General features: G+C 66.6%; 22 protein-coding genes and 1 tRNA gene. 9 read left to right on the top strand and 14 right to left on the bottom strand.

What is annotated here, in order from left to right:
- The first annotated feature begins 58 nt into the window (after positions 1-58).
- From moaA to ACTIEZ_RS11270, 3 genes are all read left to right on the top strand, one after another.
- Positions 59-1,108, top strand: coding sequence for a GTP 3',8-cyclase MoaA (gene moaA, locus ACTIEZ_RS11280; protein WP_439546775.1), 1,050 nt, complete (start codon positions 59-61; stop codon positions 1,106-1,108).
- Between the two features lie 27 nt (positions 1,109-1,135).
- Positions 1,136-1,900, top strand: a complete 765-nt coding sequence (locus tag ACTIEZ_RS11275) for an NAD kinase (RefSeq protein WP_439546774.1) — start codon at positions 1,136-1,138, stop codon at positions 1,898-1,900.
- A 58-nt stretch (positions 1,901-1,958) separates the two neighbouring features.
- Positions 1,959-2,033 (top strand) — tRNA-Asn (locus tag ACTIEZ_RS11270).
- A gap of 87 nt (positions 2,034-2,120) precedes the next feature.
- On the opposite strand, the gene ACTIEZ_RS11265 is transcribed toward ACTIEZ_RS11270, so the two are convergent.
- From ACTIEZ_RS11265 to ACTIEZ_RS11255, 3 genes are read right to left on the bottom strand one after another with little or no spacing between them, the layout of a single operon-like run.
- Complete coding sequence (locus ACTIEZ_RS11265; protein ID WP_439546773.1) at positions 2,121-3,065, bottom strand: aldo/keto reductase; 945 nt, start codon at positions 3,063-3,065, stop codon at positions 2,121-2,123.
- Entirely contained in the window at positions 3,053-4,750 is a 1,698-nt protein-coding gene (locus ACTIEZ_RS11260) for a GMC family oxidoreductase (RefSeq protein ID WP_439546772.1), read from the bottom strand. Before ACTIEZ_RS11260 ends, ACTIEZ_RS11265 begins: the two co-directional genes overlap by 13 nt.
- Positions 4,740-5,918 carry a glycosyltransferase gene (locus ACTIEZ_RS11255; protein ID WP_439546771.1) on the bottom strand — a complete coding sequence of 393 codons (1,179 nt, stop codon included), beginning with the start codon at positions 5,916-5,918 and terminating at the stop codon, positions 4,740-4,742. The genes ACTIEZ_RS11260 and ACTIEZ_RS11255 overlap by 11 nt, the downstream gene beginning before the upstream one ends.
- Positions 5,919-6,063: 145 nt before the next feature.
- Between ACTIEZ_RS11255 and ACTIEZ_RS11250 the strand changes: the two genes are divergently transcribed.
- Together ACTIEZ_RS11250 and ACTIEZ_RS11245 are read left to right on the top strand one after the other, a co-directional pair.
- On the top strand, positions 6,064-6,216 hold the full coding sequence (locus tag ACTIEZ_RS11250; RefSeq protein ID WP_439546770.1) for a hypothetical protein: 153 nt from the start codon (positions 6,064-6,066) through the stop codon (positions 6,214-6,216).
- Positions 6,217-6,311: 95 nt separating this feature from the next.
- On the top strand, positions 6,312-7,832 hold the full coding sequence (locus tag ACTIEZ_RS11245; protein ID WP_439546769.1) for a DUF6600 domain-containing protein: 1,521 nt from the start codon (positions 6,312-6,314) through the stop codon (positions 7,830-7,832).
- On the opposite strand, the gene ACTIEZ_RS11240 is transcribed toward ACTIEZ_RS11245, so the two are convergent.
- From ACTIEZ_RS11240 to ACTIEZ_RS11230, 3 genes are all read right to left on the bottom strand, one after another.
- Positions 7,826-8,170, bottom strand: coding sequence for a ribose-phosphate pyrophosphokinase (locus ACTIEZ_RS11240; protein WP_439546768.1), 345 nt, complete (start codon positions 8,168-8,170; stop codon positions 7,826-7,828). The genes ACTIEZ_RS11245 and ACTIEZ_RS11240 overlap by 7 nt on opposite strands.
- A 103-nt stretch (positions 8,171-8,273) precedes the next feature.
- Positions 8,274-8,621 carry a hypothetical protein gene (locus ACTIEZ_RS11235; protein ID WP_439546767.1) on the bottom strand — a complete coding sequence of 116 codons (348 nt, stop codon included), beginning with the start codon at positions 8,619-8,621 and terminating at the stop codon, positions 8,274-8,276.
- 247 nt (positions 8,622-8,868) lie between these two features.
- The gene (locus ACTIEZ_RS11230; RefSeq protein WP_439546766.1) at positions 8,869-9,036 is read right to left on the bottom strand and encodes a hypothetical protein; all 168 of its coding nucleotides are present in this window, start codon (positions 9,034-9,036) and stop codon (positions 8,869-8,871) included.
- Positions 9,037-9,311: 275 nt separating this feature from the next.
- Here ACTIEZ_RS11230 and ACTIEZ_RS11225 point away from each other — a divergent pair, with 275 nt between their 5' ends.
- From ACTIEZ_RS11225 to lptA, 3 genes are all read left to right on the top strand, one after another.
- The gene (locus ACTIEZ_RS11225) at positions 9,312-9,926 is read left to right on the top strand and encodes a ribonuclease D (protein WP_439546765.1); all 615 of its coding nucleotides are present in this window, start codon (positions 9,312-9,314) and stop codon (positions 9,924-9,926) included.
- A gap of 139 nt (positions 9,927-10,065) precedes the next feature.
- Positions 10,066-10,632 (top strand): LPS export ABC transporter periplasmic protein LptC, encoded by a 567-nt coding sequence (gene lptC / locus ACTIEZ_RS11220; RefSeq protein ID WP_439546764.1) that lies wholly within the window; start codon positions 10,066-10,068, stop codon positions 10,630-10,632.
- Between the two features lie 3 nt (positions 10,633-10,635).
- Positions 10,636-11,127 (top strand): lipopolysaccharide transport periplasmic protein LptA, encoded by a 492-nt coding sequence (lptA, locus tag ACTIEZ_RS11215; protein ID WP_439546763.1) that lies wholly within the window; start codon positions 10,636-10,638, stop codon positions 11,125-11,127.
- Here the strand turns inward: lptA and ACTIEZ_RS11210 are convergent.
- From ACTIEZ_RS11210 to ACTIEZ_RS11200, 3 genes are all read right to left on the bottom strand, one after another.
- A complete protein-coding gene (locus ACTIEZ_RS11210; RefSeq protein WP_439546762.1) occupies positions 11,102-11,962 on the bottom strand; it encodes an alpha/beta fold hydrolase in 861 nt (286 codons plus the stop codon). The genes lptA and ACTIEZ_RS11210 overlap by 26 nt on opposite strands.
- Positions 11,963-12,035: 73 nt before the next feature.
- Positions 12,036-12,899 carry an S-methyl-5'-thioadenosine phosphorylase gene (gene mtnP / locus ACTIEZ_RS11205; protein WP_439546761.1) on the bottom strand — a complete coding sequence of 288 codons (864 nt, stop codon included), beginning with the start codon at positions 12,897-12,899 and terminating at the stop codon, positions 12,036-12,038.
- A 15-nt stretch (positions 12,900-12,914) separates the two neighbouring features.
- Positions 12,915-13,994: an alanine racemase gene (locus ACTIEZ_RS11200; protein WP_439546760.1), complete on the bottom strand. Its 1,080-nt coding sequence runs from the start codon at positions 13,992-13,994 to the stop codon at positions 12,915-12,917.
- Between the two features lie 71 nt (positions 13,995-14,065).
- Here ACTIEZ_RS11200 and ACTIEZ_RS11195 point away from each other — a divergent pair, with 71 nt between their 5' ends.
- Positions 14,066-15,043: a protochlorophyllide reductase gene (locus ACTIEZ_RS11195; protein ID WP_439546759.1), complete on the top strand. Its 978-nt coding sequence runs from the start codon at positions 14,066-14,068 to the stop codon at positions 15,041-15,043.
- 11 nt (positions 15,044-15,054) lie between these two features.
- On the opposite strand, the gene ACTIEZ_RS11190 is transcribed toward ACTIEZ_RS11195, so the two are convergent.
- From ACTIEZ_RS11190 to ACTIEZ_RS11170, 5 genes are all read right to left on the bottom strand, one after another.
- Entirely contained in the window at positions 15,055-15,996 is a 942-nt protein-coding gene (locus tag ACTIEZ_RS11190; protein WP_439546758.1) for a hypothetical protein, read from the bottom strand.
- A gap of 287 nt (positions 15,997-16,283) precedes the next feature.
- A complete protein-coding gene (locus ACTIEZ_RS11185) occupies positions 16,284-17,603 on the bottom strand; it encodes a ferredoxin reductase family protein (protein ID WP_439546757.1) in 1,320 nt (439 codons plus the stop codon).
- A gap of 547 nt (positions 17,604-18,150) precedes the next feature.
- Entirely contained in the window at positions 18,151-19,371 is a 1,221-nt protein-coding gene (locus ACTIEZ_RS11180) for a Coenzyme F420 hydrogenase/dehydrogenase, beta subunit C-terminal domain (RefSeq protein WP_439546756.1), read from the bottom strand.
- A gap of 75 nt (positions 19,372-19,446) precedes the next feature.
- Entirely contained in the window at positions 19,447-20,493 is a 1,047-nt protein-coding gene (locus ACTIEZ_RS11175; RefSeq protein ID WP_439546837.1) for a lipocalin-like domain-containing protein, read from the bottom strand.
- Positions 20,493-23,048: an FtsX-like permease family protein gene (locus ACTIEZ_RS11170; RefSeq protein ID WP_439546755.1), complete on the bottom strand. Its 2,556-nt coding sequence runs from the start codon at positions 23,046-23,048 to the stop codon at positions 20,493-20,495. The genes ACTIEZ_RS11175 and ACTIEZ_RS11170 overlap by 1 nt, the downstream gene beginning before the upstream one ends.
- Between the last annotated feature and the right edge of the window lie 6 nt (positions 23,049-23,054).

The raw sequence follows: 23,054 nt of genomic DNA, 5'->3' as shown, positions 1-23,054 counted from the left end.
ATTCATGCATTGGTCGAATCACTTGCCAACCTCGCCATGGCTGCCACAGGCTCGGGTCATGTTTGGTGAACAGCCCGCATCCAAGCCTGCGCCGGCACTGCCGGATGCGCCGCCACTGGTTGATCCGTTTGGCCGCGCCATCAGCTATTTGCGGGTTTCGGTCACCGATCGCTGCGATTTCCGCTGTGTCTATTGCATGGCCGAAGACATGCAGTTCCTGCCCAAATCCGAAGTACTCAGCCTGGAGGAAATCGATCGCGTGGCCTCGGCCTTCATCCGCCGCGGCACCCGCAAATTGCGGCTGACCGGCGGCGAACCGCTGGTGCGGCGCGGCATCATCGATCTGGTCAACAGCCTCTCGCGTCACCTGAAAACCGGCGCGCTGGAAGAATTGACGCTGACCAGCAACGGCAGCCAGATGGCTCGCCATGCGCCGGCGTTGTTCGCCGCCGGCGTGCGCCGCGTCAACATCAGCCTCGACACGCTGGACGAACAGAAATTTGCCCGCATCACCCGCTGGGGCCGCCTGCCGCAGGTGCTGGACGGCATTGCGGCCGCCAAAGCCGCCGGCCTGCAGGTGAAATTGAACACGGTGGCGCTCGCCCATGAAAATGCCGACGAAATCGAAGCGCTGATGCACTTTGCGGCGGCAGGCGGCCATGATCTGACCCTCATCGAAACCATGCCACTGGGCGAGATCGGCGAAGACCGCGTCGATCAGTATCTGCCGCTGTCGGCGGTGCGTCGGCAATTGGCGCAGCGCTATACGCTCACCGATCTGCCGCAGCGCACCGGCGGCCCGGCACGTTATGTGCGCGTGGAAGAACTCGGCCTGCAACTGGGCTTCATCACGCCGCTCACCCATAATTTCTGCGAAAGCTGCAACCGCGTGCGGCTGACCGCAACCGGGCAATTGTTCATGTGCCTGGGCCAGGACGATCAGGCCGATCTGCGCGCCGTGGTGCGCCGGGTGGGCAGTGACCAGGCGGCCATGGATGCCGCGCTGGATGAAGCCATCGCACGCAAGCCCAAGGGCCATGATTTCGTGATCGATCGGCGCGGCGCGCGGCCGGCGGTGGCACGCCACATGAGCATGACCGGCGGCTGAGCACCGGAAAAAACGGGGAAACAGGCAATGAAACTCGCACTGCTGGCATCGGACAGCCATGTCGCACGCGCCGCTGCCGAAACCCTGCGGCAAGGCCATGATTTCGTGCCGGTGCGGGAGGCTGATGTGGTGGTGGCCCTGGGCGGCGACGGATTCCTGCTGCACTGCCTGCACGAAGCGCTGCAACTCAAAGACCCAAAGCCGATGTTCGGCATGAACCGCGGCACCGTCGGCTTTCTGATGAATGATTTTCGCGCCAAGGATCTGCCGGCACGCGTCGAGGCGGCCAAACGCTTCACCCTCAACCCGCTGCGCATGACCGCCACCACCGCCTCGGGGCGCAACGTGTCCTTTCCGGCCATCAACGAGGTGTCCCTGCTGCGCGAAACCCGCCAGGCCGCCAAGATCGGCATCGCCATCGATGGCAAGACCCGCATGGAGGAACTGATCTGCGACGGTGTGCTGGTGTCCACGGCGGCCGGCTCCACCGCCTATAATCTGTCCGCTAACGGGCCGATATTGCCGCTGGAATCCGATCTGCTGGCGCTGACGCCAATCTCCCCGTTCCGCCCCCGTCGCTGGCGCGGCGCCCTGCTGCCCGGCGCCAGCGTCATCGAATTCGAAGTTCGCGAAGCCCGCAAGCGCCCGGTGTCGGCGGTGGCCGATCAGATGGAGGTGCGCGACGTCGCCCAGGTGAAGGTCGCCATCGATCGCGACATCAATCTGACGCTGATGTTCGATCCCGAATATGCACTGGATGATCGCATCAGCCTGGAACAGTTCGCCAGTTGAATTGCAAATCCGCTTGGCAAGCCCGGCCGGCGCCGCTAAGGGAGCGCTCCCACGCTGTTCCTCGGTAGCTCAGCGGTAGAGCAGTCGACTGTTAATCGACTGGTCGCAGGTTCGAATCCTGCCCGGGGAGCCAGCGTGGGATGTTACTGGCTTCACCAGCGTACGGCGGCAGTCGCCCTGTCTCGCCAGTTTTCAGAAAATTCCGGACACGGGGCAGCCCTCAGGCCTGATCGTCAAACAACTGCTGCACCAGCCCTTGCGCCGTCGCATCGTAATCGCCGGCAAACAGCTTTGTGTTCGCCCGCAGATTGGCCGGTGAGACCATCGAGCACAGGATGATCCCTTGCGGGTTGCGCAATCTGGCCTGCAACAGCAGCGCATCGGCCGCGCTGTGCAATCCGCTGGCCTCCAACCGCCGGGCCAGATCGGGGTCCTGGGCCAGCCGTGCCTTGGCCTTCGCCAAGGCCGCATCCACGCCGAAGACGGAATGCGCGATCAGGCCCATGCCTGCTGCCGCTGCCTGTTGCCTGATCTCGGGCGTGATGTCCGCAAGGGCCATCTGCGCCACATCGAACACGCCGTTGGCCTGCATTGCCAGCCGCGCCGCCGTCTGATCGGAGGCAACGGCAATCGCGCGGGTCTTGCCGCTGGCGCGCAGGTCCTCCAGCGTGCGCAGGATGGCATCATCGCCCAGCGCGGCCGGTGTCGCATTGTGCAGGGCATAGAGATCGACATGGTCGGTCCGCAGCCGCACCAGGCTCTGCTCCAGGCTTTCGCGCAGCAATTGCGGGGTCAGGGTGATCGCGCGATTGCCCGTCACCCCGCTGCGCCGGATTTTCGCGCGCAGCGGCTTGATCATACCCACCATGCCGCGTGCCACCGGCATGATCGCCCGCTTCCAGGCCGGCTGCGGCGGCGGCAGCAGCCCGACCTTGGTGCAGATGTGCAGGCTGCCGCGGCGATGCGCCAGCGCCTCGGCAAAGATCGTCTCCGCCGCGCCGCCGCCATAGGCCGGGGCCAGATCGAACCAGTCGATGCCGCAGTCCAGCGCTTCGGCCAACAGCCGCTGCCCGGCCTGCGCGCCCACCCTGCTGCCCAGCGAGGCGCATCCGAACCCCAGGGCGGAGACATCGGCCTGCAGCCCGGCCAGCCTTATCCTTTCCATGTCGCGTCTCTCCTTGCCAGGGTATCGACCAGCCGCAGCGCCAGTTGCACCGCCGAAAGGGTCGGGTTGGCCTGCGATGATGTGGGCAACACCGCTGTCGAGGCAATATGCAGATTGTCGAGCCCGAAGCACTGGCACTGCGGATCGACCACGCCTTCGGCTGCCGTGCGGCCCATGCGGGCGGTGCCGATCTGGTGGTTGCCATGCTTGGCCTCCACCAGGATGCCGCGCTCGGGCACGTCGGGGCCATAGCGGTAGATCAGCCGGCCCAGCCCGCGTTCGCGCAGCCAGGCATCCAGCGCAGCGTGGGCGCGCAGGATCGGGGCGGTATCCGCCGGCGCGAAGCGGAAATCGATGCGGGCATGCGGCAGGCCGGTGCGGTCGCGCCGCGTCGGATCCAGCGTGATGCGGCTTTCGGGATCGGGAAGATGCTCGGCATGAAATTCCAGCCCATAGCGGCGCGCGGGATTCTGCAGGAAAAACCCCGGCACCCGGGCGCGCGCGCCAAAGCGTTGCCACAGGAACCGCGGCACGAACCCCAGCGTGCCGACCGGATCGCCAACAAGGTTGCGCAGGTGCGCCGCCCGCCGGTAGGGCGGCGGGCCGATATGCTTGCGGCGGATGGCTTCGGCGATCAGCCGCGGCCCGAGCCAGGGCATCGACAGGCCCAGAAACACCGCCGACAGCGGCCCCGATCGATGGTCTGCCTGCGCGATCTCCGGCACCACCGGCCAGAACGCAACATTGCTCAGCGCGGCTTCGCTTTGCAATCGGTCCGTCGGGGCGATCCGGCGGCGGACATAGCTGCCGTGGGCATCACGAAAATAGTCGAAGAGGCCGTGAAACGCCGCATCGTCGATGACGATATCGGCGATCTGGCCGTTGAGATGGCCCATGTAATGGCGCCCGAGCGGGCCGTCCGGGCCGCCGAGCAAGGCCGGGTTTTCGGCCTGGATCGCCAGCAGCAAGCGGGTGGTGGCAACGCCGCCGCCAGCCAGGATCACCTCGCGCGCCGGCAGGTCTGCAACGCGTGCGTCGGCTTCGGTCCAGAGCTTCAGGGCTGTCACCCGGCCATCCACGATCTGCGCACCCGTCACCGTGCAGCCCAGCGCGACATGCAGGTCAGGGTCGCCGGCGATCTGATCGCGATGCCGCCGATCGATGCGCGGATCATTCGTCCAGCGCTCCAGCCGGTCCGCAACAAATCCGGACGGCGTTCCATCCGCGTTCGGCCGGGCGATCCTGCCGGCCAGATCGCCGGGCAATTGCGATTCAAACACCGCCGCCCCGGCGCCCAGATATTCCAGCGCCGGCGCCAGCCACGGTTCCAACTCGGCGGCGGCCAGCGGCCATCCGGCCCCGCAGCCCGGCAGCCAGGGCCGGGGCACGAAATCGATGGGATCATAGGGCACGCAGCGCCCGCCCCACAAATGGCCCGCTCCGCCCAGCCGCCGCGCGCTGGTGATCGGGCCGTCGTGATGGGTATCGGGCGTCAGCACGGTGTCATCCAGATGGCTCTGGATCGCCGCGCTGCGGGCCTGAAGGCCGCTTTCCAGCACAAGCACCCGGGCGCCCCGCGCCCGCGCCGCCAGGGCCGCAATCAACCCGACGGGGCCGCCGCCGACCACCGTCAAATCCACGTCCAGCGCCGTCAGGCTGGCGTGGTCGGGGGTGTCATGCAGCATCAGACAGGCTTTGGCTCAACACGGCCGCCATGGCATCGGCATAGGTCGCGGCAATATGGTCGCGGCGCAGGAATTCCAGCCCGCCGTCGTCCTGGGCAAGGGCAATGCGCGCCTTGAAGGCCGCTTCGTCACGGCACAGGCGCACCAGGGCGGCGGCCATCTGCGGCACGTCCGCAGGGTCACAGCCCAACGTCATCTGGCCTTCGGGCAGCAGGCCGTCGATCGCCCGCCCCTGCGAATGCAGGCAGGGCGTGCCCGCCAGCAGCGCCTCGGCATAGACCATCCCATAGCTTTCGCGCAGCGACGGCATGGCAAAGGCCGTGGCGGCGTTCATCCGCGCCTGCATCGCCGAACCATCCTGCGCGCCCAGCAGGCGGGCATGGCCGGGCGCCAGTTCGGAAACCATCTGCGACACTTTCAGGAACGCCGACGCATCGCCCCCGCCAACGATATCCAGCCGAATATCCGGCACATCGCGTGCTGCCAGCGCCGTGGCCTTGAGCAGGGCGCGAATATTCTTGTTGGCATAATGGGCCAGGTTGAACGCGGTCAGGATCACCGGCGCAGCCCCGTCGGCGCGCGGCCGCGGGGGCAGCAGCTTGTCAGCCAGGGTCGGGCACGGCAGGATTCGCACCGCGCCTGCCGGCGTGCCCAACAACGGTTCGATGGCGGCCAGCGCGGCGGGCGCAAAGGGAAACACCACCGCCGCATTCTGCCAGAGCGCGCGATAGGCAACGCGCAAATCCCGCCGCGCCGTGATGATGCGTTCATCGGTATTCGCCTGCACGCTCAGCGCCAGCGGCACGCCGAAATGCGCCGCCACCCGCGCGCCCACCAGCCCATCCATCGACACCTTGTGTGCATGCACCAGATCGGGCCGCAGTCCGCGCGCCGTGGCATCGGCGATGATCCAGTCTGCCAGTTCGTCCATGGCCCGCGCCAGACGCAGCCCGCCCGGCGGCGCGCCATAAACCATGGCCTGATGCCCGCTGCCGGCCGCATCGTCGAACGCGACCGCAGCGATGGGGCCGCGCCATCCCGCCCGCTTGAAGCTGAAGACCTGATGGTTGAACCGGTCCCGCGTCAGCGCCAGCAACAGCGAAGACGCGCGGGTTTCCGGGGCCACCGGGTCGGGATAGGCTGATATGCAGTGGAGGATGTTGCGCATGGCGGCTCTGGTTCAAAACCCTTGGAGGATGCCAGGCTGAGGCAACACGACGTATCGGGCGAACGTGCCATTTGCAACGATAATCCGGCAGCCCTGGCGCCGCGCGCAAGCTGCCGGATCATCTGTCCGGGCCTTCACCCGACCCTTGCAACGCTGGTGTTTCCGGCTGGTCCGGCATGGCGCGATTGCGCGCGGTCATGCCGTGGAATCGCGTGGCGGCCTGATCAGGTGGCGGCGGCTGTTCGCGGTGATGGTGATCGTCACCGCGCGCTATGTCGGTTGGCGCGCCCTGGCTTGAATCGGCCTTATTGCAACATCCCTGCAACATTCATGCTGGCGACATGCAGCCTGTGTGACATTCATTTCACCCTCTGGTGAAAGGCCAAGTTGCCGATGTTCCCACGTACGCTTGCCGTGTTGCTTGCCCTGGCCGTGGGTGGTTGTGCCTATCCGGGCGCGGTCACCGGTTCCGCGCCTGTCTATCCCGCCGGCTATCAACCGGTGATGGGGGGCTTTGCGACCGATTGGCCAGCGCAGCCCGGCGCCCTGTGGGGCCCGGAAGACGTGCCGAGCATCGATGTCTTCTTCGAACCTTTGTCGCAGCATGGCCGCTGGGTGCAGACGCAGTGGGGCCAGGCCTTTCAGCCGGCCGCACCGCAGGGCTGGCGCCCCTATCAGAACGGGCAATGGCTGGACAATCGCTTCTGGATGTCCGGCGATCCCTGGGGCTGGGCGACCGATCATTATGGCCGCTGGGGCTTTGATCAGGCCATTGGCTGGGTCTGGGTCCCCGGCACCAACTGGGGCCCGAGCTGGGTGGCCTGGCGCGAAGCTGACGAAGTGGTCGGCTGGGCGCCGATCCCGCCGCGGATCGCCTGGAATGTCGGCGTCGGCTTTGGCGGCGGTTGGGGCTTTGACAATTTCAATTCATGGTACGGTCCGTCCTGGGTGTGGGTGCCACGCGGCAACCTGTTTGCCCGGGGCTTTGGCGGCGGCATCCTGCCGTGGAACACGGGCTTCAATTACTGGGGCCGCAGCCGCTGGCAGCACACGCCCTATTGGGGCTGGAACCAGCCTTATGATCGCAATTGGGGCTGGCGCGCACCGGGGCGCGGCTTTGGCCCGAATGGCTATGCCTACAACAACCGCGGCTATAATCAGGGCTATAATCAGGGCTATAATCGGGGCCGCAATCCCGGCTGGGCCAATAATGGCGGGCAATGGGGTGGCAACCAGTGGGGGCGCGGCCAGTGGGGCGGCCAGCAAGGCGGCCAGTGGGGCGGTGTTGATCCACGCCGGAATGGCTGGATGGGCGATGGCCCCCGGCGCAACGGCTGGAACGCCAACGATCCCCGGCGTGACGGCTTGGCCGGCGATCCGCGGCGTGATGGGTTGGCCGGCGATCCCCGGCGTGACGGGTTGGCCGGCGACCGGCGCCGGGGCCAGCCCGGCAGCGTCGGCGATCGCATCGGCCGTGACCTGACCGGCCAGCCGCAACGCCCGCCGCAGAATTGGAACGGTGGCGGCCGCCGCGACAATGTGATCGTCAACGGCCGCCCGAATGGCGTGCGCGGCGACGGTCGGCCAGGGGGCTGGAACGGCAATCCAGTTGGGCGCAATCGCCCGCAGCCGCCAAATGCCGGCGTATCGGGCGCAATCGGTGGTGCGATGGCGCCGCCACCCCAGATGCGCCAGCCCCAGATGCGGCAACCCCAAATGCGCCAGTTACCCCCAGTGCAGGCGCAACCGCAGGCGCAACCCCCAGCACAACCCCAGGTGCAGGCGCAACCCAGCCAGCGCCCGCAGCGCAGCTATACCGAACCGCAGCGGCGCGACCCGCCGGCCCAGCGCACCCAGCCATCCCGATCGGCACGCGAAAGCTTCCGCAGCGACGACCGCCGCAACCCCTATTGATCCTGAAAATGCGCGAAGGCCCGGGCCTGCAGCGCCGCCACATAGGCGCGCGCGTCGGGCCCGGTCCACGTCGCGGGTGCATCGCGGCGCCCGATCCACCAGCCCTGTCCCGGCAACCGATCCGATTCGCGCACCACCAGCACGGCCAGTTCGGGCTCGCCGTCGATCCGTCCGGCCCCATCGATCGCATCGAGCAGCCGGCACAGGCTGCGCATCTTCGGCCGGCTGAAACGATAGCCCAACGCCTGCAGCATTTCCGAATAGGACAGGTCACGCCGGGCCCGCGCCGCCGCCACCAGCAACGCTTTCACCTCAGGCAGATCCGCAGGCGCGACCATCGCTGGCCCTTGCCATGGCCATCGCCAGAGCGGAATCAGAAAAAAACCTGCCGTCCGGGTCGTTCCCGAACGGCAGGCTGTCTGCCTCGGCCAGGTGAGTTGATCACGCCTGCGGCGGGATCGGCGGCGGCGGCGGCGGAGTCGGGGCTGGCAGCGGCATCGGCGACGTCGGGTTTTCCGGCGGCGTCATCGGCTGCGGCACTTCCGGCCGACGCGGCGGTTGCGGCACCTCCGGCTGGCCCGGCTGCTGTTGCCCAGCGCGCCGTTGTGCCTTGTCCCGCTTCTCCATTTCCGACGTCTCCGGCTTGCTGGGGTCCGTCCGCATCTGCGACCTGTCGGTCGGTGTTTGGGGGGTCATCGGATCATTCGGCCGGGTGGTCATCTGCGCCAAGGCTGGCACGGCCAGCAAGGCTGTTGCAGGGGCCAGCAGCATGATTTTCATCGGGGTCATCATTCGTCTCCATGATTAAGCTAAGCAACTGTCGCCGCGCCATTCTCTGGCTGCGGCACCGTCGGCTGATCAATTGAACCAACTGACATCTGATTTACCGATTGCCGGTTGATTGGTTGCCTGCGGTGGGATCAAGCGTGCCCAACTTGCGATCATGCACCCCCCGACCATTGTCAGCCCTGACCCAAATAAAATGCCGGCCGGGCTGAGAGCCCGGCCGGCACATGTTGCACAGTCTGATACGTGATCAGGCCTGCGGGCTCGGCGGCGTCGGCGCTTCCGGCGCCTTGGGAGCTTCCGGCTCCTGCGGCGCTTCTGGTGCCTGCGGCGGTTCCGGCGCCGGAGCCGGCTGAGCGAAAGCCGGCAGGGCCAGCAGGGACGCGGCAGGGGCAAGCAACATCATCTTGACGTTCATGATTCTCTCCTCGGTTAATCGGTGTATGTGGAGGTACCTGGGGCTGTGCACGCCCCGGGCAGAACCAACATGATCGGGCGTTCCGGAACCACCCTGTCGGCCCCCCGCCTTGTGCCCCACCAACATGAACGCCAGCTTTCCTGCATCGCGATTTCACGATGAACCGTATCTATCGGCCGGACAAAGCGAGCCAATGTAACAGACCTGTAACACGCCGAACCGGCAGGCGCGTCAATCGCATGACAGATGCGCCGGCCCCTGCTAACGCCACCGCCATGACTGTATATCTCCACGAAGGGGACCTGCCCGCCGGCGTGCTGGCCCCCGGCCCCGTCGCCGTCGACAGCGAAACCATGGGACTGAACCCGCACCGTGACCGGCTCTGCCTGCTGCAGATCAGCGACGGCCGGGGTGACGAACATCTCGTGAGGTTCGCCGCGGGCCAGTATGACGCACCCAATCTCAAGGCCGTGCTCGCCGATCCGGCCCGGTTGAAGCTGATGCACTTCGCCCGCTTCGATGTGGCGGTGATCCAGCACTATCTCGGCGTGTGGGCGACGCCGGTCTTCTGCACCAAGATCGCTTCGAAACTCGTACGCACCTACACCGATCGCCATGGCCTGAAGGATCTGCTGCGCGAAACGCTGAGCGTCGACATCTCCAAGCAGCAGCAATCATCCGACTGGGGCGCCGGTGAACTCAGCGACGCGCAGAAGGAATATGCCGCCAGCGACGTGCGCTACCTGCACCGCGCCCACGACGTGCTGCAGGATCGGCTGGCCCGCGAAGGCCGCACGGCCATCGCCCAGGCCTGTTTCGATTTCCTGCCCACCCGCTGCGAACTTGATCTGAAGGGCTGGCCCGAACAGGATATCTTCGCGCATCTCTGATGGCCGGGCGCCGGATTTTCGCCCGGCCCCGGATATATGAAAGCCTGCCAGCGTGGCTTCACCCCCTCCTTCCGCGCCAGACGCCCCGCTCTCGCGGCGGCAGCGCGCGGCCCTGCCAGGCAGCGGCCACGAACAGCGCATGACCGTGCTGAAATGGCTGCTGCCCGCCGCCGCCTTCGTGATCGGCATGGCCATCCTGATCTGGCCGCTGCTCAGCGTGCAGGAATTTTCCTTCCTGCTCGCCAAGGATCAGGTGGCGGTGTCACGCGAACGGCTGCGGGTGAACCGCGCCGAATATCGCGGCAAGACCGCCGCGGGGGAGGCGTTCGCCATTTCTGCCGGCAGTGCCATGCAGAAAAGCAGCGCCGTGCCCATCGTCGAACTGGTCACATTGCAGGCCAGGCTCGACGGCCGCGACGGGCCGGCGCAGGTCTCCGCGCCTTCGGGCCGCTATTTCCTCGATGAAGATCGGCTGGAGGTCGCCGGGCCGGTCAAGCTGCGCTCCGATGGTGGCTACAGCCTGGATGCCGATACCGTGTTCGTCGATCTGAAGCGCCGGCGGGTGAACACGCAAAGCCCGGTGACCGGTACGCTGCCGATGGGCGATTTCAGCGCCGACCGCATGAGCGGCGATCTGGCGGGGCAGAGCGTCAGGCTCGACGGCAATGTGCACTTGCGCATCAACCAGCGCGGCGGCAGAGGATAAGCCATGTCGCGTGCCCTGCTTTGTCTGTTGCTGATCACTGCCGCCCCGGCGGCCGCGCAGCGCTTCGACAGCACTGCACCGATCGATGTCGATGCGGCCCGCGTCGATATCGAGGACAATGACAACGAAGCGATTTTTTCAGGTGCCGTGGTCATCCGCCAGGGCAGCCTGACACTGAACGCCGATCGCGTGCGTATCAGCTATGCCAAGGATGGTGCCGGCAATCCGCAGGTGCAGCGACTGGATGCGCTGGGCAATGTGCGGCTGCGGCAGGACACGATGCGCGCCACCGCCAACAGCGGGATTTATGACCTGAACAGCCGGCTGGTGACGTTGCTCGGCAATGTGAAGGTCGATCGCCCCGGCGATCAGTTGGCCGGCGCCCGCGTGGTGTGGAACCTCAACACGCGCAGCATCGGTTTCGACAATCGCTCGGCGGCCAATCCTTCCGGGCGCGTCACCGGGCGCTTTACCGCGCCGCAGCCGAAGAACTGACTTCGATTATCGCGTCGTGCACCAACTCGGGGCGCTCCAGCGGCAGGAAATGCGTGGTGCCCGGCACGCGCACCGCGCGCAGACAGGCCGGATGCGCCGCGAACGCCGCCAGTTCGGCCGCCTGCACGGTCGATCCATGTTCCCCGGCCAGCAGGATGAACGGGCACCGCAGCGCGTGCAGCGCGGGCTCGATATTCGGCGACACGGCACGGAAGGTTGCCGATTCAAACGCCGGCGCACAGGCCAGTTCGGCGCCCTCGGCGATGTCCACCAACCCGCCAGCCAGATAGGCATCAAGATCCGCGTCGGCCCAACTGCGGAACACGCCGCGGCCATGATAGGCAGCGCGGGCATCGGCGCGGCTGGGAAACAGCCCGCGGCGCTTGGCGGCCTGATCGGCCATCGGATTGGGAATCGCCTGGCCGGCCCGCACCAGCGCGGCGACATCGAACGGCAGCATCGCCGGATCGATCAGCACCAGCCCCGCCACCCGTTCCGGCCGCAGCGACGCGGCGAGCAGCGACACCGCCGCCCCCATCGAATGGCCCGCCAGCAGCCAGCGCGCGCCGCCATCGATCACATCGAGCAGATTGTTGAGATCAGACGCGAAATCATCCCAACTGTTCAGCGCCGCCGGGTCCTTGGGCAGGCCGCTGAGACCATGGCCCCGCGCATCGCTGGCGGTGATTGCAAAACTGCCCGCCAGCGGTGCCAGCAGCCGCGCATAAACCTGCGCATTCATCCCCGTCGCGTGCGCGAAATGCAGGCGGCCGCCCGCCCCGCCCTGCAACGCCGAAACCGGGCCGGCCGGCGTGGAAATTGTGATGCGATCCATGGCGCCGAGCGATAGCAGACCAAGGCGTGTCAGCCAGTGCGCCCTTTTGCCAGCCCGCTATCGTGCAAGCCCCCTAGCGTGCAAGCCATCGCCGCAAGATCGCCGCGTTCTTCGCCAGCAGCACCGGATCGCGCACCTCAGGCGCCGTCATGATCGCTGCATCCAGCACCGTGTCGATCGGGCTCGGCGCGCGCCTCGCCGGCAGGCTGGCACACAGCGAAGTGATGCTGGCGCGGGCCAGGGCGGCATTGCCCTGCATCACCGCCATGATGTCGGCCATGTCCACATCGGCGCCGTCATGCCAGCAATCATAATCCGTCACCATCGCCAGCAGCGCATAGGGCAGCTCGGCCTCGCGCGCCAATTTGGCTTCGGGCATCGCGGTCATCCCCACCAGATCGCAGCCCCAGGCCTGGTGCAGCCGGCTTTCAGCGCGCGTCGAAAACGCCGGGCCTTCCATCGCCAGATAGGTGGCACCGCGATGCAGCCGGCCCCCAGAGGCCGCCACCGCATCGCCGGCCAGGCCCGACAGCCGCGGGCAGACCGGATCGGCCATCGGCACATGCGCCACCAGCCCGCTGCCAAAGAAACTGCCGGCCCGCCCCTTGGTGCGATCGATGAACTGGTCCACCACCACGAAATCACCGGGCGCGAGTGTCTCATTCAACGAACCCACCGCCGATACCGCCAGCACGTCGGTGCAGCCCAGCCGCTTCAACGCATCGATATTGGCGCGGACATTCAGTTCACCCGGCGCAAGCCGGTGCCCGCGGCCGTGACGCGGCAAGAATGCAACCTCCACCCCATGCAGCCGCCCGGTCAGAATTTCGTCAGACGGTGCGCCCCAGGGGGTCTCCACCGCCACCCAGCGCGCATCTTCCAGGCCATCAATGGCATAAAGCCCTGATCCGCCGATGATGCCCAATTTCCACGTCACAGGCTCGCCCCCCAATCAACTGGAACGGCGGGCATCGATCGGCCAGCGTTCCAGCGCGCCATCCTCATCCGCCACGAAAAACGCGTCGTGCAGCGCCACGGTGGGATCGACATGGCCAGGCTGCAGCCACACCAGATCGCCCTCCCCCGCCCCACCCGGCGGCAGAATCGCGCCATGTTCATCGCCCATCGGGCGGTACTGGCTGGCTGCGGGCAGCACCACGCGCTGTGCCGGACCATTGGGATGCAGCGCCTTGTGCCCGGCATCGCACGTCACATGGCTGGCGTGGCGCGCCGATACCACGCTGGCGGCCAGAAACAGCGCCGGCGCGAACGGCAGATCACCCAGATCGCCATATTCCACGTCCATCACCGCATAGCTGCCCGGCTGGATTTCGCTGTAAACGCCCGCCGCCAGGTCCAGCGCCGCGGTGCCGGTGCCGCCGCCGGTCACCTGCGGCGGCGCCAGGCCAGCATCCCGCAATTCGCCCACCAGCGCCCGCAACCGCTGCGTCCACGCGGCGTGTTTCGCCGCGCGTTCGGCCGGCAACAGATGCTGATGATGCCCGCAATAGGCCTGCACGCCGGCATAGCGCAGGCCGCGCAGGCCCGTGATCACCTGCGCCAGCGCGCCAGCCCCCTCTGGCGGCACCCCGGCCCGGCCCATGCCGGGATCAACATCGACATAGGCATCCAGCACCGCCCCGGCCGCCAACGCCGCCATGCTGGCATGATGTGCCTGCACCGCGCTGTCGATCACCGCGCCCACGCGCGCCAGCCGCGCCAGGGCCGCCAACCGCAGCCAGCCCCACGGCGGCACCGGCGCCGTCACCAGCACATCATTGATGCCGCCATGCACAAAGGCTTCGGCCTCACCCACCGTCTGGCAGCACAGGCCAACGGCACCGCCGGCGATCTGCAACCGGCCCAATGTGCTGCACTTGTGCATCTTGCCATGCGCACGCAGGCGCACGCCCTGCGCATCGCAGGCGGCCTGCATCGCCGCAAGATTGGCCATCAGCGTCGCCCTGCGAATAACCAGCGCAGGCGTGATCGGTGGCTTGATCCGGGCGAGAACATCAGAATGCGGCTGCATGCGCGATGTCTTGCCGCGCCGCGCGCTTTGAGTCAAAGACCAGATCAGTCCGATTTTCGATGGAGTTTCTCATGACCGCCCAGCCTGTGGTGATCATCACCGGTGCCTCGTCGGGTGTCGGCCTGTGGACCGCCAAGGCCCTGGCGGATCGCGGCTGGCTGGTGATCATGGCCTGCCGCGATCTGGCCAAGGCGAAAGCGGCTGCGGCCGACGTCGGCATCCCCGAAACCGCCCGCCGCATCCTGCATATCGATCTGGGCAGCCAGGCCAGCGTGCGCGCCTTCGCGCAGGAATTTCACGGCCTCGGCCTGCCCCTGGATGCGCTGCTGCTGAACGCCGCCGTCTATCTGCCGCGCGCCACCGAGCCGGTGCGCTCGCCCGAAGGCTATGAAATCAGCGTCGCCACCAATTATTTCGGCCATTTCCTGCTCGCGCATCTGTTGATCGACGATCTGAAAGCCGCGAGCGGACGACACGGCGGCCCTGCCCGCCTGATCACGCTTGGCACCGTCACCGCCAACAGCGAGGAATTCGGCGGCAAGGTGCCGATCCCGGCGCCGGCCGATCTCGGCGATCTGGCCGGTCTGGCCGCCGGTTTCCAGGCGCCGATCGGCATGATCGACGGCAAGCCCTTCAAGCCCGGCAAGGCCTATAAAGACAGCAAGCTGGCCTGCATGATCATGAACCGCGAATTCCACAAACGCTGGGGCAGCACCGGCGTGGTGTTCAACACGCTCTACCCCGGCTGCGTCGCCGACACGCCGCTGTTCCGCCACACGCCGCCAGCCTTCCAGAAAATCTTCCCCTGGTTCCAGAAGAACATCACCAAGGGCTATGTCAGCCAGCCCCTGGCCGGGGAACGCACCGCGCAGGTGATCGCCGATCCCGCCTTCGCTGCGCAATCCGGCGTCCACTGGAGCTGGGGCAACCGCCAGAAAGAGGGCCGCGAAGCCTTTGCCCAGAAGCTGTCGGTGCGAGGCACCAACGATGCCCGCAACGAACGCCTGTGGGATCTGACGGTGAAGGCGGTGGGGCTGGGGAAGCGCTGACGACCCCCTGATTATCGCCGATCATAGCCCAACGCTGCATCCAGTTCGCCATAGCGCCGCGACAGATACGTCCGCTGCTCCGCACTATAGCCGGTCCGGCCATAGGCGGCATCCAGACGTTCCAGATCGCCCATCGTCGCGCGCATCTGCGCCACCTGGGTGGCATTCACCCGGCCGGCGCGCTGAGCGGCCACCAGGCGGGTTTCCATCTGGCGCCAGCGCTGCGTGTTGCCATCATTGCCGAACCCGCCAGCCTGCATGCCGCCCATCACGCCGCCCATGCGGGCATCGATGGCGTTATACCGCGTCCACAGATCGGCCTGTTCCCGGGCATCGATGCCGCTGCGCTGATATTGCCCCTCGACCTGCGCAAGCGTGCGCCAATCATTGCGCAGCCGGTTGGCTTCGGCCTGGCTGATACGGCGATTGCGCAGGGCTTCGCCCAGCCGCTGTTCGAACAGATTGTTCTGCTGGGCAATCGACTGCCACTGTCCACTATTCTGGCCGCCATTCTGCCCGCCATTCTGATAACCATTCTGGCCGCCATTAAAGCCATTGCTGTGCTGGCTGTTGATGCGCTGCGTCATTGCGCGATAGCGCGTGCGCAGATCGCCCCGCTGCTGCTGCGTGATCTGGCCATTGGCACCATATTGCGCTTCCAGCCGCACGATCTCGTTATATTCGCGGTGCATATAATCGGCTTCGCTGCTGCTGATCGTGCCATCCCGCACCGCGGCATCGATGCGCGAATCCAGCCGCTGCCGGCGCTGCTCGAACGGCCGCTGCCCCTGATTCCAATCGCTTTCCAGCGCCTGCTCGGCCACCTCGCTGTTGTTGCCGAAAATGCCGCCCAGCAATTGATCGAGGAAATTGCCCGACTGCTGCTGCTGCGCCGAACCAGCCGTGGCCAGCAACAACGCGGCGCTGGCGAACACAAGATGACGGTTTTTCATGACGAGAATCTTTCCTGGACGCACAGAACTGCACGATTACAAATTGCAATCACACAGGCTGGCTGAACCACGCACAACCGCCGGGGTAGCAAACCGCTGGTCGCGAATGGCGTCAGGCAATTTGCGCGCCATTCACGTCCTTGCCGCACCGGCCAGTCCGCCATCATCACCCGGTTCAATTCCGGCGTAACGGAAACCGGTGATGGGCGCCTGCAACCCCCCAGTGGACGTCCCCCCGGCAAGGCTGCAGCCATGCTCGCCGAACTTCAAGCCTGGCCCGGCCATGCCTATCTCATCTCGAAAAGTTCGCGGTGAAACCGGTCGGCGGGCAGGCCTTCGGCGCGCATCGCGTTATAAAGGCTGTCGCCGAACTTCGACGGACCGCAAAACCACACGTCTGCACAACGCCAATCGGGCAACCACGCGGCCAGTTTCGCCAGATCGACCAGCCCCGCCTTGCCCGTATCGACAATTTGCAGCCGCACGCCCGCTGCATCGGCCGCGCTGCGAACCTCATCGACGAAGGCATCGTCAAGCGCGCCAGTCGAATAGATCAGATCGACATCCTGTGGCTGTCCGGCAATCGTGATTGCCTCCATCCGGGCGATGAACGGGGTTATGCCAACCCCGCCCGCGATCCACAGCTGCCGTCCCGCTGCTGATCCAAAGTCAAAGCGGCCATAGGGGCCCTCCACGGTGATTGCCTGACCAACCTTGATAATGGCTGGCAGGCGCCGGGTGTAATCGCCAATCCCCTTGATGCTGAAGGCAAGCCGGCCTGTATTGGCCCAGCCCGAGGAAATGGTGAAAGGGTGCGCCCGTTCTGTGCCTTCGAACTTCAGGAAGGCAAACTGCCCGGCAGCATGGCCGGGCCAGGCCGTCGTCAGCTTCACCCCGACATCAAGAACCGAATTGCCTTCGTGGAGATGAAAATCGGTGACCTCGCCTGCGAACCGGTGCGTTTTGCCGATTCTCCCGAAGATCGACAGTCCTGCCGCAACGGCTGCGACCGTGAACAGCACGATCATCAGCAGACCGATTGGCGCAGTCCAGTAACTGGCCGGGGTCAGCACAATCGCGTGGAAGGTCAGTACCAGATAAAGGACTGCCATGACGCGGTGGGTCTTGAAGAACAGATGATAGGGAAACCGCCGCCACAAGGCGAGCGCTGCCAGTGCAAGCAGCAGGTAGAAGGCCCCTTCACCCAGATCGGAGGCCAGATCGCGATAATCCGCGAAGGGGCGCGGCTCTGCTGCTGCGCCAGCCACGCGCTGCCGCGGTGCCAGCAGCCCCAGTTCGACCAGCCATTTCGGCGCCTTTTCCACCAGCCAGTGCAGCACCGTCATGATGACAGCAGCGATGCCCAGCCATTTGTGCAAGCGGTAGAATTTGTCGAGGCCGCCCAATGCGGACTCCACCTGCACTGGCCTTGCAGCCAGCAGGATGGCCGCCGCCATGAAGGCCATCGCAAGGATCCCGGTCAACGGGACAAGCAGCCCCCGGGCCGACCAGATGCCGCCCGACATCAGCGACCAGTCAACGCTCCCAAGCCATGCCGCGATCACCAGAAGCGCGATTGCGGCAAATACAAGCTTCAGGCGCGTCATGTCGGCTGCCGCTCGGGGCAGGCGTTTGTCAGGCGGCCAGAGCCGTCAGGGGCTGCATGGTTGAACCGGGTGTTGTGCACGCGCGTCTGCTCCCACACCTGCCGCTGGGGAAGGTCGCCGGGGAATGAGGCTGCGCAAAAACGGCAGCGGGCAAGCAATGTCCGCCGGTGTCGGGCGAAGCTCGTGGAACTTTGTCTGGCCTTTCAACGGCGATCACGCGAACTGGTTCCGGGCCGAAATCCTGCGCGACAAAGTCGGAGCGGTCACAGGCTTCGCGCGCTCGGCCCAATCGGATCATGATCGAAGGCAGGTCGCTGCGCGGTCTGTCCTACACAGGCCATTTCATGCCATGCTCCTTCGCAGTTGGCGCCCCGTGTGGGCGCCAAAAGTGTCAAGCAAACTGGACAAAAAACCTGCAAAAGGCTAACTTTGATCACCTTGTAAAGTACAATCACGCGGATCGGGCGGCAATTGGCCGGTGCAATTTCCGCCCCCTTTTTCAGACCTGGTCAATTGCTGCGCCGTCGAGCCTCGCGGCGGTTGTGCCTCAAACGTCCCGCGTCTCGCCTTTTTCCGGCCGCAAGCCGTATCGCGCCACCAGCGTCCACACATGCGGTGGGATCATGTTCTTCATCATGGCGGGCGCTTCGCGGCGCAGATGCAGGATGGTTTCGATGGCTTTCATTTCCACCCGGGTGCGGCCGAATTCCTTGCCCTTGGGGCCGACGATCGGCATCAGCGCGCCTACGATCGGCCGCACCCATTTCGGCATGCGCCGCAGCGGCAGCCCGCCGGCAGCACGTTCGGTGTTGGCCATGAACCCCTTCACCGGCCCGGCGCGCTTCGATCCATCCGGTTTGCCATTATCGTCCGGTTCGGACAGCGCCACTTCATCGCCAAGCAGCCCCAGCAGTTCGGCACCGCGATCGTTGCGCACCAGCAGCCATTGCTCGCCGGTACCGCCCATATAACCCACGGTGATATCCGCCAGGCTGTTGGTGTAATCCACGCAGGTCCGGCAGGTGAGCGGGAAGAAATCCGGCCGCAGATCAGCCAAGGGCAGCATCAGGAAGGGGATTTCCTTGCGCTTGCCGTCGTCAAACCGCAGCTCGACATGATAATTGGCCTTGAATTCCAGATAGGTGATGCTGTCCGGCTTGTCCGACAACAGCGACAGGAATTCGTGGAAATTCTCGGTCGTGGTGTTGTCGCTGCACGGCGTGCCGATCACATAGATGCGCTCGAAACCCAATTTGGCCTCCAGCCGGCGCAGCGCATGGATCTGGCAGGGGATGCCGATGATGGCGATACGCTTGAACCCGGCCGCCTTGGCTGGCTCCAGCAGCGCCAGCAGCGGCGCATAGCCCATGCGCATGCCGCGCACCTGCGCCATGGCCTCAGGGCGGGTCACGATCACCGGCCGCGGTTTCCATTTGTCTTCGGGGTCGGGCGCCATCGTCAGCACCGCTTCCACTGCGCCGGTTTCCAGCAGCCGCTCGCCCAGCCGGCTGGTGATGCCCGTCCACTGCGCGCCTTCGGATGGCTGTTTCAGCCGGGCGCGGGCCATGCGCTGAAACGGCCCGAAAAACAGTTCATCCGCCCGCGCCGGGTCACGCGCCCGGCCGTGCACCTGGGCCTCCATCGCCGCATAATCCGGCTTGATGAACTGGCAGGCGGTGCCGCAATCATTGGGGGTGCTGGTGCGCGACACGCCGCAATCGGTGCACAGGCCGCGCGGGCCCGCAGCGGGTGCGAATTCGGGCGACATGATCGCCGGATGCTGTTCTTGCAATGTGAAAATCCCCGCCAAGCTGCCGCCAGTGCCTGCCCGCGTCCTGCGTTATCACATCTTCAGCGGTGCGCCATAGCCGGTCAATTCCAGATAGCCGCGCCCGCCCTGAACCGTCACCGCGCCTTCCCAATAGAGCGGGCCGCCGCCGGCCCGGCTGTCCAGTTCCTGGTCCGCCATCAACGGCTGCACGGCAATGCGCTGCCACTGGCCAGCAATGCGATATTCCACCACCGGCCGCACCGGCCAGCGCGTCTTGCTGCGCGGGCTTTGCCACCAGCCGGCCGCCTGCCAGCGCACATCATCGCGGCCCAGCACGGTCAGCTTGCCCGCCGGATCACGCCAACTGCCACCCGCCCACAGCGCGCCGCTTGTCGCATTGCGCATCCGGAACAGCGTCAGCGCGCCGCCCCCCTCCAGATTGAGGCCAAGCCAATCCCAGCCCACCGCCTGCGCGTTCATCAACGTGGACGACCATTCGCGATCGAGCCAGGCCTGGCCGGTCACACCGCGCTTGCCGTCGCTGTCGATCAACTGGCCAGCCACTTTCAGATGCGGCCAGCTATAATAATGGCTGGCCTCGGCCGGGTCGGGCCCCTTGCGGCTGTAGCCGCCATCACCTTGCAGGATCACGCCCTGCGTCGGCGTGAACGCCAGATCGAAGTTGAACCCTTCGCCGGCAATTTTCGCGTGCATCCGGCCATCGGCGCCGCGCCACAACCGCCAATCATCCACCGCCACATCCATGTCACCGACCTTGGCCTGCGCCAGGCCAAAGCCGGCCCGCGAAATGCGCGCGGCGTGGCGCAGCCGGCCATGGCGGGGATCAGACAAGGCAGTATGCGCAAAGATCACCTGCCGCGGCACGAACGCCGACGGGTTGGGCGTGTCGATATCGGGCTTGGTGCGAAAAAAGGTGATCTGAAACCCCTTCTTGCCCTGTGGCGTGTCCAACCAGCCGGTGATGTACCACCATTCGGTTCGGAAATCCGGATGCGCGCCATGATCGGCCGGGAAGCGCAGCGGCACACCGGGGCGCACCGGCGCGAAATCCGCGCCCAGCAGCAGCGGCATCAGCAGCAGCAACATAATGCGCCGCATCACCAATCCGCCCGCACCGCCAGCAGCGCATCGCGCCCCAGCGCCCGCCGCCCGGCCACCACCGCCGTGCCCGCCGCACAGGCCAGCAGCGCCGCCACCAGCCCACCCAGCACCGGCCACGGCAATGCCAGGTCCATCGTCCAATGAAAACTCTGGGGATTGATCACTCGCACCAGCACCAGCGCCATCACCAGCCCCAGTGTGCAACCGGCCAGCGCCCCGAGCAGCCCCAACCCGCTGCCCTCCAGCGCCAGCATCGCCAATATCTGGCGCCGCGTCACCCCGATGTGGCGCAGCATGCCGAACTCGCGCATCCGTGCCAACACCTGCGCCGAAAAGCTGGTTGCCACGCCGGCCAGGCCGATCAGGATCGCAATCGCCTCCAGCGCATAGGTGACCGCGAAACTGCGATCGAAAATCTCCAGCGCCACCCGCCGCATCTCTGCGGGGCGGCCGAACTGCGCCTGCCCCGCCACCGCCGCCGGCAACGCGCCGTGCAGCGCCTTTTGCACGGCGCCGGCATCCTGGCCTGGCAGCAGATCGAACGAGGCGTCGCTGGCATTGCTGTCCCCGGTGAAGCGGCGGTAATCGGGCATCGGCAGCATCAGCGCCCCCCATTGCCGGGCATAATCGCGCCAGATGCCGGTCACGAACAACGGCCGCTGCACCCCGCCGATCACCACCGGATGCACCTCGCCAACCTTCCAGCAATACAGCCACGCCATCGGCTCGGAAATCAGCGCAGCCGTGCTGCCCGGCGGCGGCGCTGCATCCGTCTGCGCCACGATCGGCACCGTTATGGCCCCGCCTTGCGCCAACAAGGCCACGCCCGGCCGATCGGGATCGACGCGGATCGTCTGCACGCGCTGAAACCGCACATTGGTCACGCCTGGCACCGCGGCCAGCCGCGCCTGATCAGTTGGCGACAGGCCGCCAGCATCCGCCGCCTCCAGATGCAGATAAAGATCGGACGGCAGCACCGCGACCAGCCAGTCATCGACGCTCTGCCGGAAACTCGCGACCATCACCGCCATCGCCACCATCAGCGCAGTCGACGCGACAATGCCAGACAGGGCAAGCGATGCCGCCTGCGGCACGCCCCAAAGCCGCCGCACCGCCAGATCGACGGCAGGATTGGCACTGCCGGCCTGCGCCAGCGGCAACAACAGTCCGCGCACCAACGCCGGCATCAACGCCACGCCGCCGGCCAGTAGCAGCGCCATCGCCGCATAGCCCAGGATCGGCAGACCCAGGATCGGCGGACCCAACGCCGCCACGCCGCCTGCTGCCAACAACGCCAGCCCCGGCCAGGCCCGCGGCGGCCGTGCCGGATCGGGGCGCTCGCCCATCCCCTTCAAGGCCGCGGCCGGGCTTTGCCGCGCCGCATTCAGCGCCGGCGCCAGGCTGCCAGCCAGCGCCGTGACGATGCCCAGCACCCCGAACACCAGCGCCGCCACCGGCGGAAACGCCAGCCGCGCATTGGCGCCCGAAAAATAGCCGCCGCCCAGATCGCCGCCGAATTGCGTCACCACCAATGTCGCCAGGCCATAGCCAAGCGCCACGCCCAGCACTGCGCCAGCCAGCCCCAGCGCCAGCCCTTCCACCAACAATTGCCGCACCAGGCCACTGCGCGGCAGGCCCAAGACCGCCATCAGCGCGAACTGCGGCTGCCGCCGCGCCACCGACAAGGCTTGCGCCGACCACACCAGAAACCCGCCGGTCAGCAATGCCACCAGCGCCAGCATACCCAGGTTCACCCGATAGGCACGGCTCAGCGCATCGGCGCGGCTGGCTTCGTCCTCCGGCGTTGCCAGCACTGCATCGGCCGGCAGCACCGCCGTGATCGCCCGGCGCGCAGCCTCGGCATCGACGCCCTCTTTCAATTTCAGATCAAGCCGTTGCAGCCGGCCAAGCTGGGCAAAGCGCCACTGCGCACCCGCAACATCGATCACCGCCAGCCGCGCCTCTTCGCTGCCCGGCAGCAGCCCGACCACCTTCCAGCGCACCTGCGTACCAGCCGCCGTGAAGCCGAACATGTCGCCCACCTGCAATCCAGCAGCCTTGGCCAGCGCCGGGGACACCCACAGCGGATCGCCGCCCCAGTTCGGGCGGCCGCCGACGCTTGCCGCCATCGGCGCCGCCAGCCCCGGCGTCACCCGCACCGCGCGCAGCATGTCGATGCCGAGCAAGGTGAAGCGTCCGCCTTCTGCCTTCGGAGCACCGGGCCTGGCCAGTTCGCCCCAACTCGCCGACAATTCCACCACCGGGCTGACCGCCGCCACCGCTGGCAGCCGGGCAATGATCGGATACAGCGCTTCGTCAAACCCGGCCGCACTGCGCGCCCGCACCGACAGATCGGCACGGCCCTGCACGCTGGCCACCGCCCTGCCGAAACTGGCCAACGCCGCGCTGTTGACCAGATGCACCGCAAAGCCCAGCGCAACGCCCACCGCAATCGCCAGCACCGCCACCGCAATGCGCAACGGCTGCGCCCGCCATTCGCCGATCAACAGCCAGCGGGCCGGAGCGGGTAGAATGGCAGGCAAGATGCCCATGCGCGC

The organism is Sandarakinorhabdus sp. (assembly GCF_051860625.1).
Taxonomy (GTDB): Bacteria; Pseudomonadota; Alphaproteobacteria; order Sphingomonadales; family Sphingomonadaceae; genus Sandarakinorhabdus.
This window is presented reverse-complemented; position numbering and strand designations above follow the sequence as displayed.

What these genes read in the sequence shown, in the direction of transcription:
- lptA (WP_439546763.1), top strand. Translation starts at nt 10,636, where the DNA reads ATGTCGCGTGCCCTGCTTTGTCTGTTGCTGATCACTGCCGCCCCGGCG.
- ACTIEZ_RS11240 (WP_439546768.1), bottom strand. Translation starts at nt 8,170, where the DNA reads ATGGTCGCGCCTGCGGATCTGCCTGAGGTGAAAGCGTTGCTGGTGGCG.
- ACTIEZ_RS11195 (WP_439546759.1), top strand. Translation starts at nt 14,066, where the DNA reads ATGACCGCCCAGCCTGTGGTGATCATCACCGGTGCCTCGTCGGGTGTC.
- ACTIEZ_RS11170 (WP_439546755.1), bottom strand. Translation starts at nt 23,048, where the DNA reads ATGGGCATCTTGCCTGCCATTCTACCCGCTCCGGCCCGCTGGCTGTTG.
- ACTIEZ_RS11210 (WP_439546762.1), bottom strand. Translation starts at nt 11,962, where the DNA reads ATGGATCGCATCACAATTTCCACGCCGGCCGGCCCGGTTTCGGCGTTG.
- moaA (WP_439546775.1), top strand. Translation starts at nt 59, where the DNA reads ATGTTTGGTGAACAGCCCGCATCCAAGCCTGCGCCGGCACTGCCGGAT.
- ACTIEZ_RS11235 (WP_439546767.1), bottom strand. Translation starts at nt 8,621, where the DNA reads ATGACCCCGATGAAAATCATGCTGCTGGCCCCTGCAACAGCCTTGCTG.
- ACTIEZ_RS11225 (WP_439546765.1), top strand. Translation starts at nt 9,312, where the DNA reads ATGACTGTATATCTCCACGAAGGGGACCTGCCCGCCGGCGTGCTGGCC.
- ACTIEZ_RS11245 (WP_439546769.1), top strand. Translation starts at nt 6,312, where the DNA reads ATGTTCCCACGTACGCTTGCCGTGTTGCTTGCCCTGGCCGTGGGTGGT.
- ACTIEZ_RS11260 (WP_439546772.1), bottom strand. Translation starts at nt 4,750, where the DNA reads ATGCTGCATGACACCCCCGACCACGCCAGCCTGACGGCGCTGGACGTG.
- ACTIEZ_RS11190 (WP_439546758.1), bottom strand. Translation starts at nt 15,996, where the DNA reads ATGAAAAACCGTCATCTTGTGTTCGCCAGCGCCGCGTTGTTGCTGGCC.
- ACTIEZ_RS11275 (WP_439546774.1), top strand. Translation starts at nt 1,136, where the DNA reads ATGAAACTCGCACTGCTGGCATCGGACAGCCATGTCGCACGCGCCGCT.
- ACTIEZ_RS11255 (WP_439546771.1), bottom strand. Translation starts at nt 5,918, where the DNA reads ATGCGCAACATCCTCCACTGCATATCAGCCTATCCCGACCCGGTGGCC.
- ACTIEZ_RS11180 (WP_439546756.1), bottom strand. Translation starts at nt 19,371, where the DNA reads ATGTCGCCCGAATTCGCACCCGCTGCGGGCCCGCGCGGCCTGTGCACC.
- ACTIEZ_RS11175 (WP_439546837.1), bottom strand. Translation starts at nt 20,493, where the DNA reads ATGCGGCGCATTATGTTGCTGCTGCTGATGCCGCTGCTGCTGGGCGCG.
- ACTIEZ_RS11265 (WP_439546773.1), bottom strand. Translation starts at nt 3,065, where the DNA reads ATGGAAAGGATAAGGCTGGCCGGGCTGCAGGCCGATGTCTCCGCCCTG.
- ACTIEZ_RS11200 (WP_439546760.1), bottom strand. Translation starts at nt 13,994, where the DNA reads ATGCAGCCGCATTCTGATGTTCTCGCCCGGATCAAGCCACCGATCACG.
- ACTIEZ_RS11185 (WP_439546757.1), bottom strand. Translation starts at nt 17,603, where the DNA reads ATGACGCGCCTGAAGCTTGTATTTGCCGCAATCGCGCTTCTGGTGATC.
- lptC (WP_439546764.1), top strand. Translation starts at nt 10,066, where the DNA reads ATGACCGTGCTGAAATGGCTGCTGCCCGCCGCCGCCTTCGTGATCGGC.
- ACTIEZ_RS11230 (WP_439546766.1), bottom strand. Translation starts at nt 9,036, where the DNA reads ATGAACGTCAAGATGATGTTGCTTGCCCCTGCCGCGTCCCTGCTGGCC.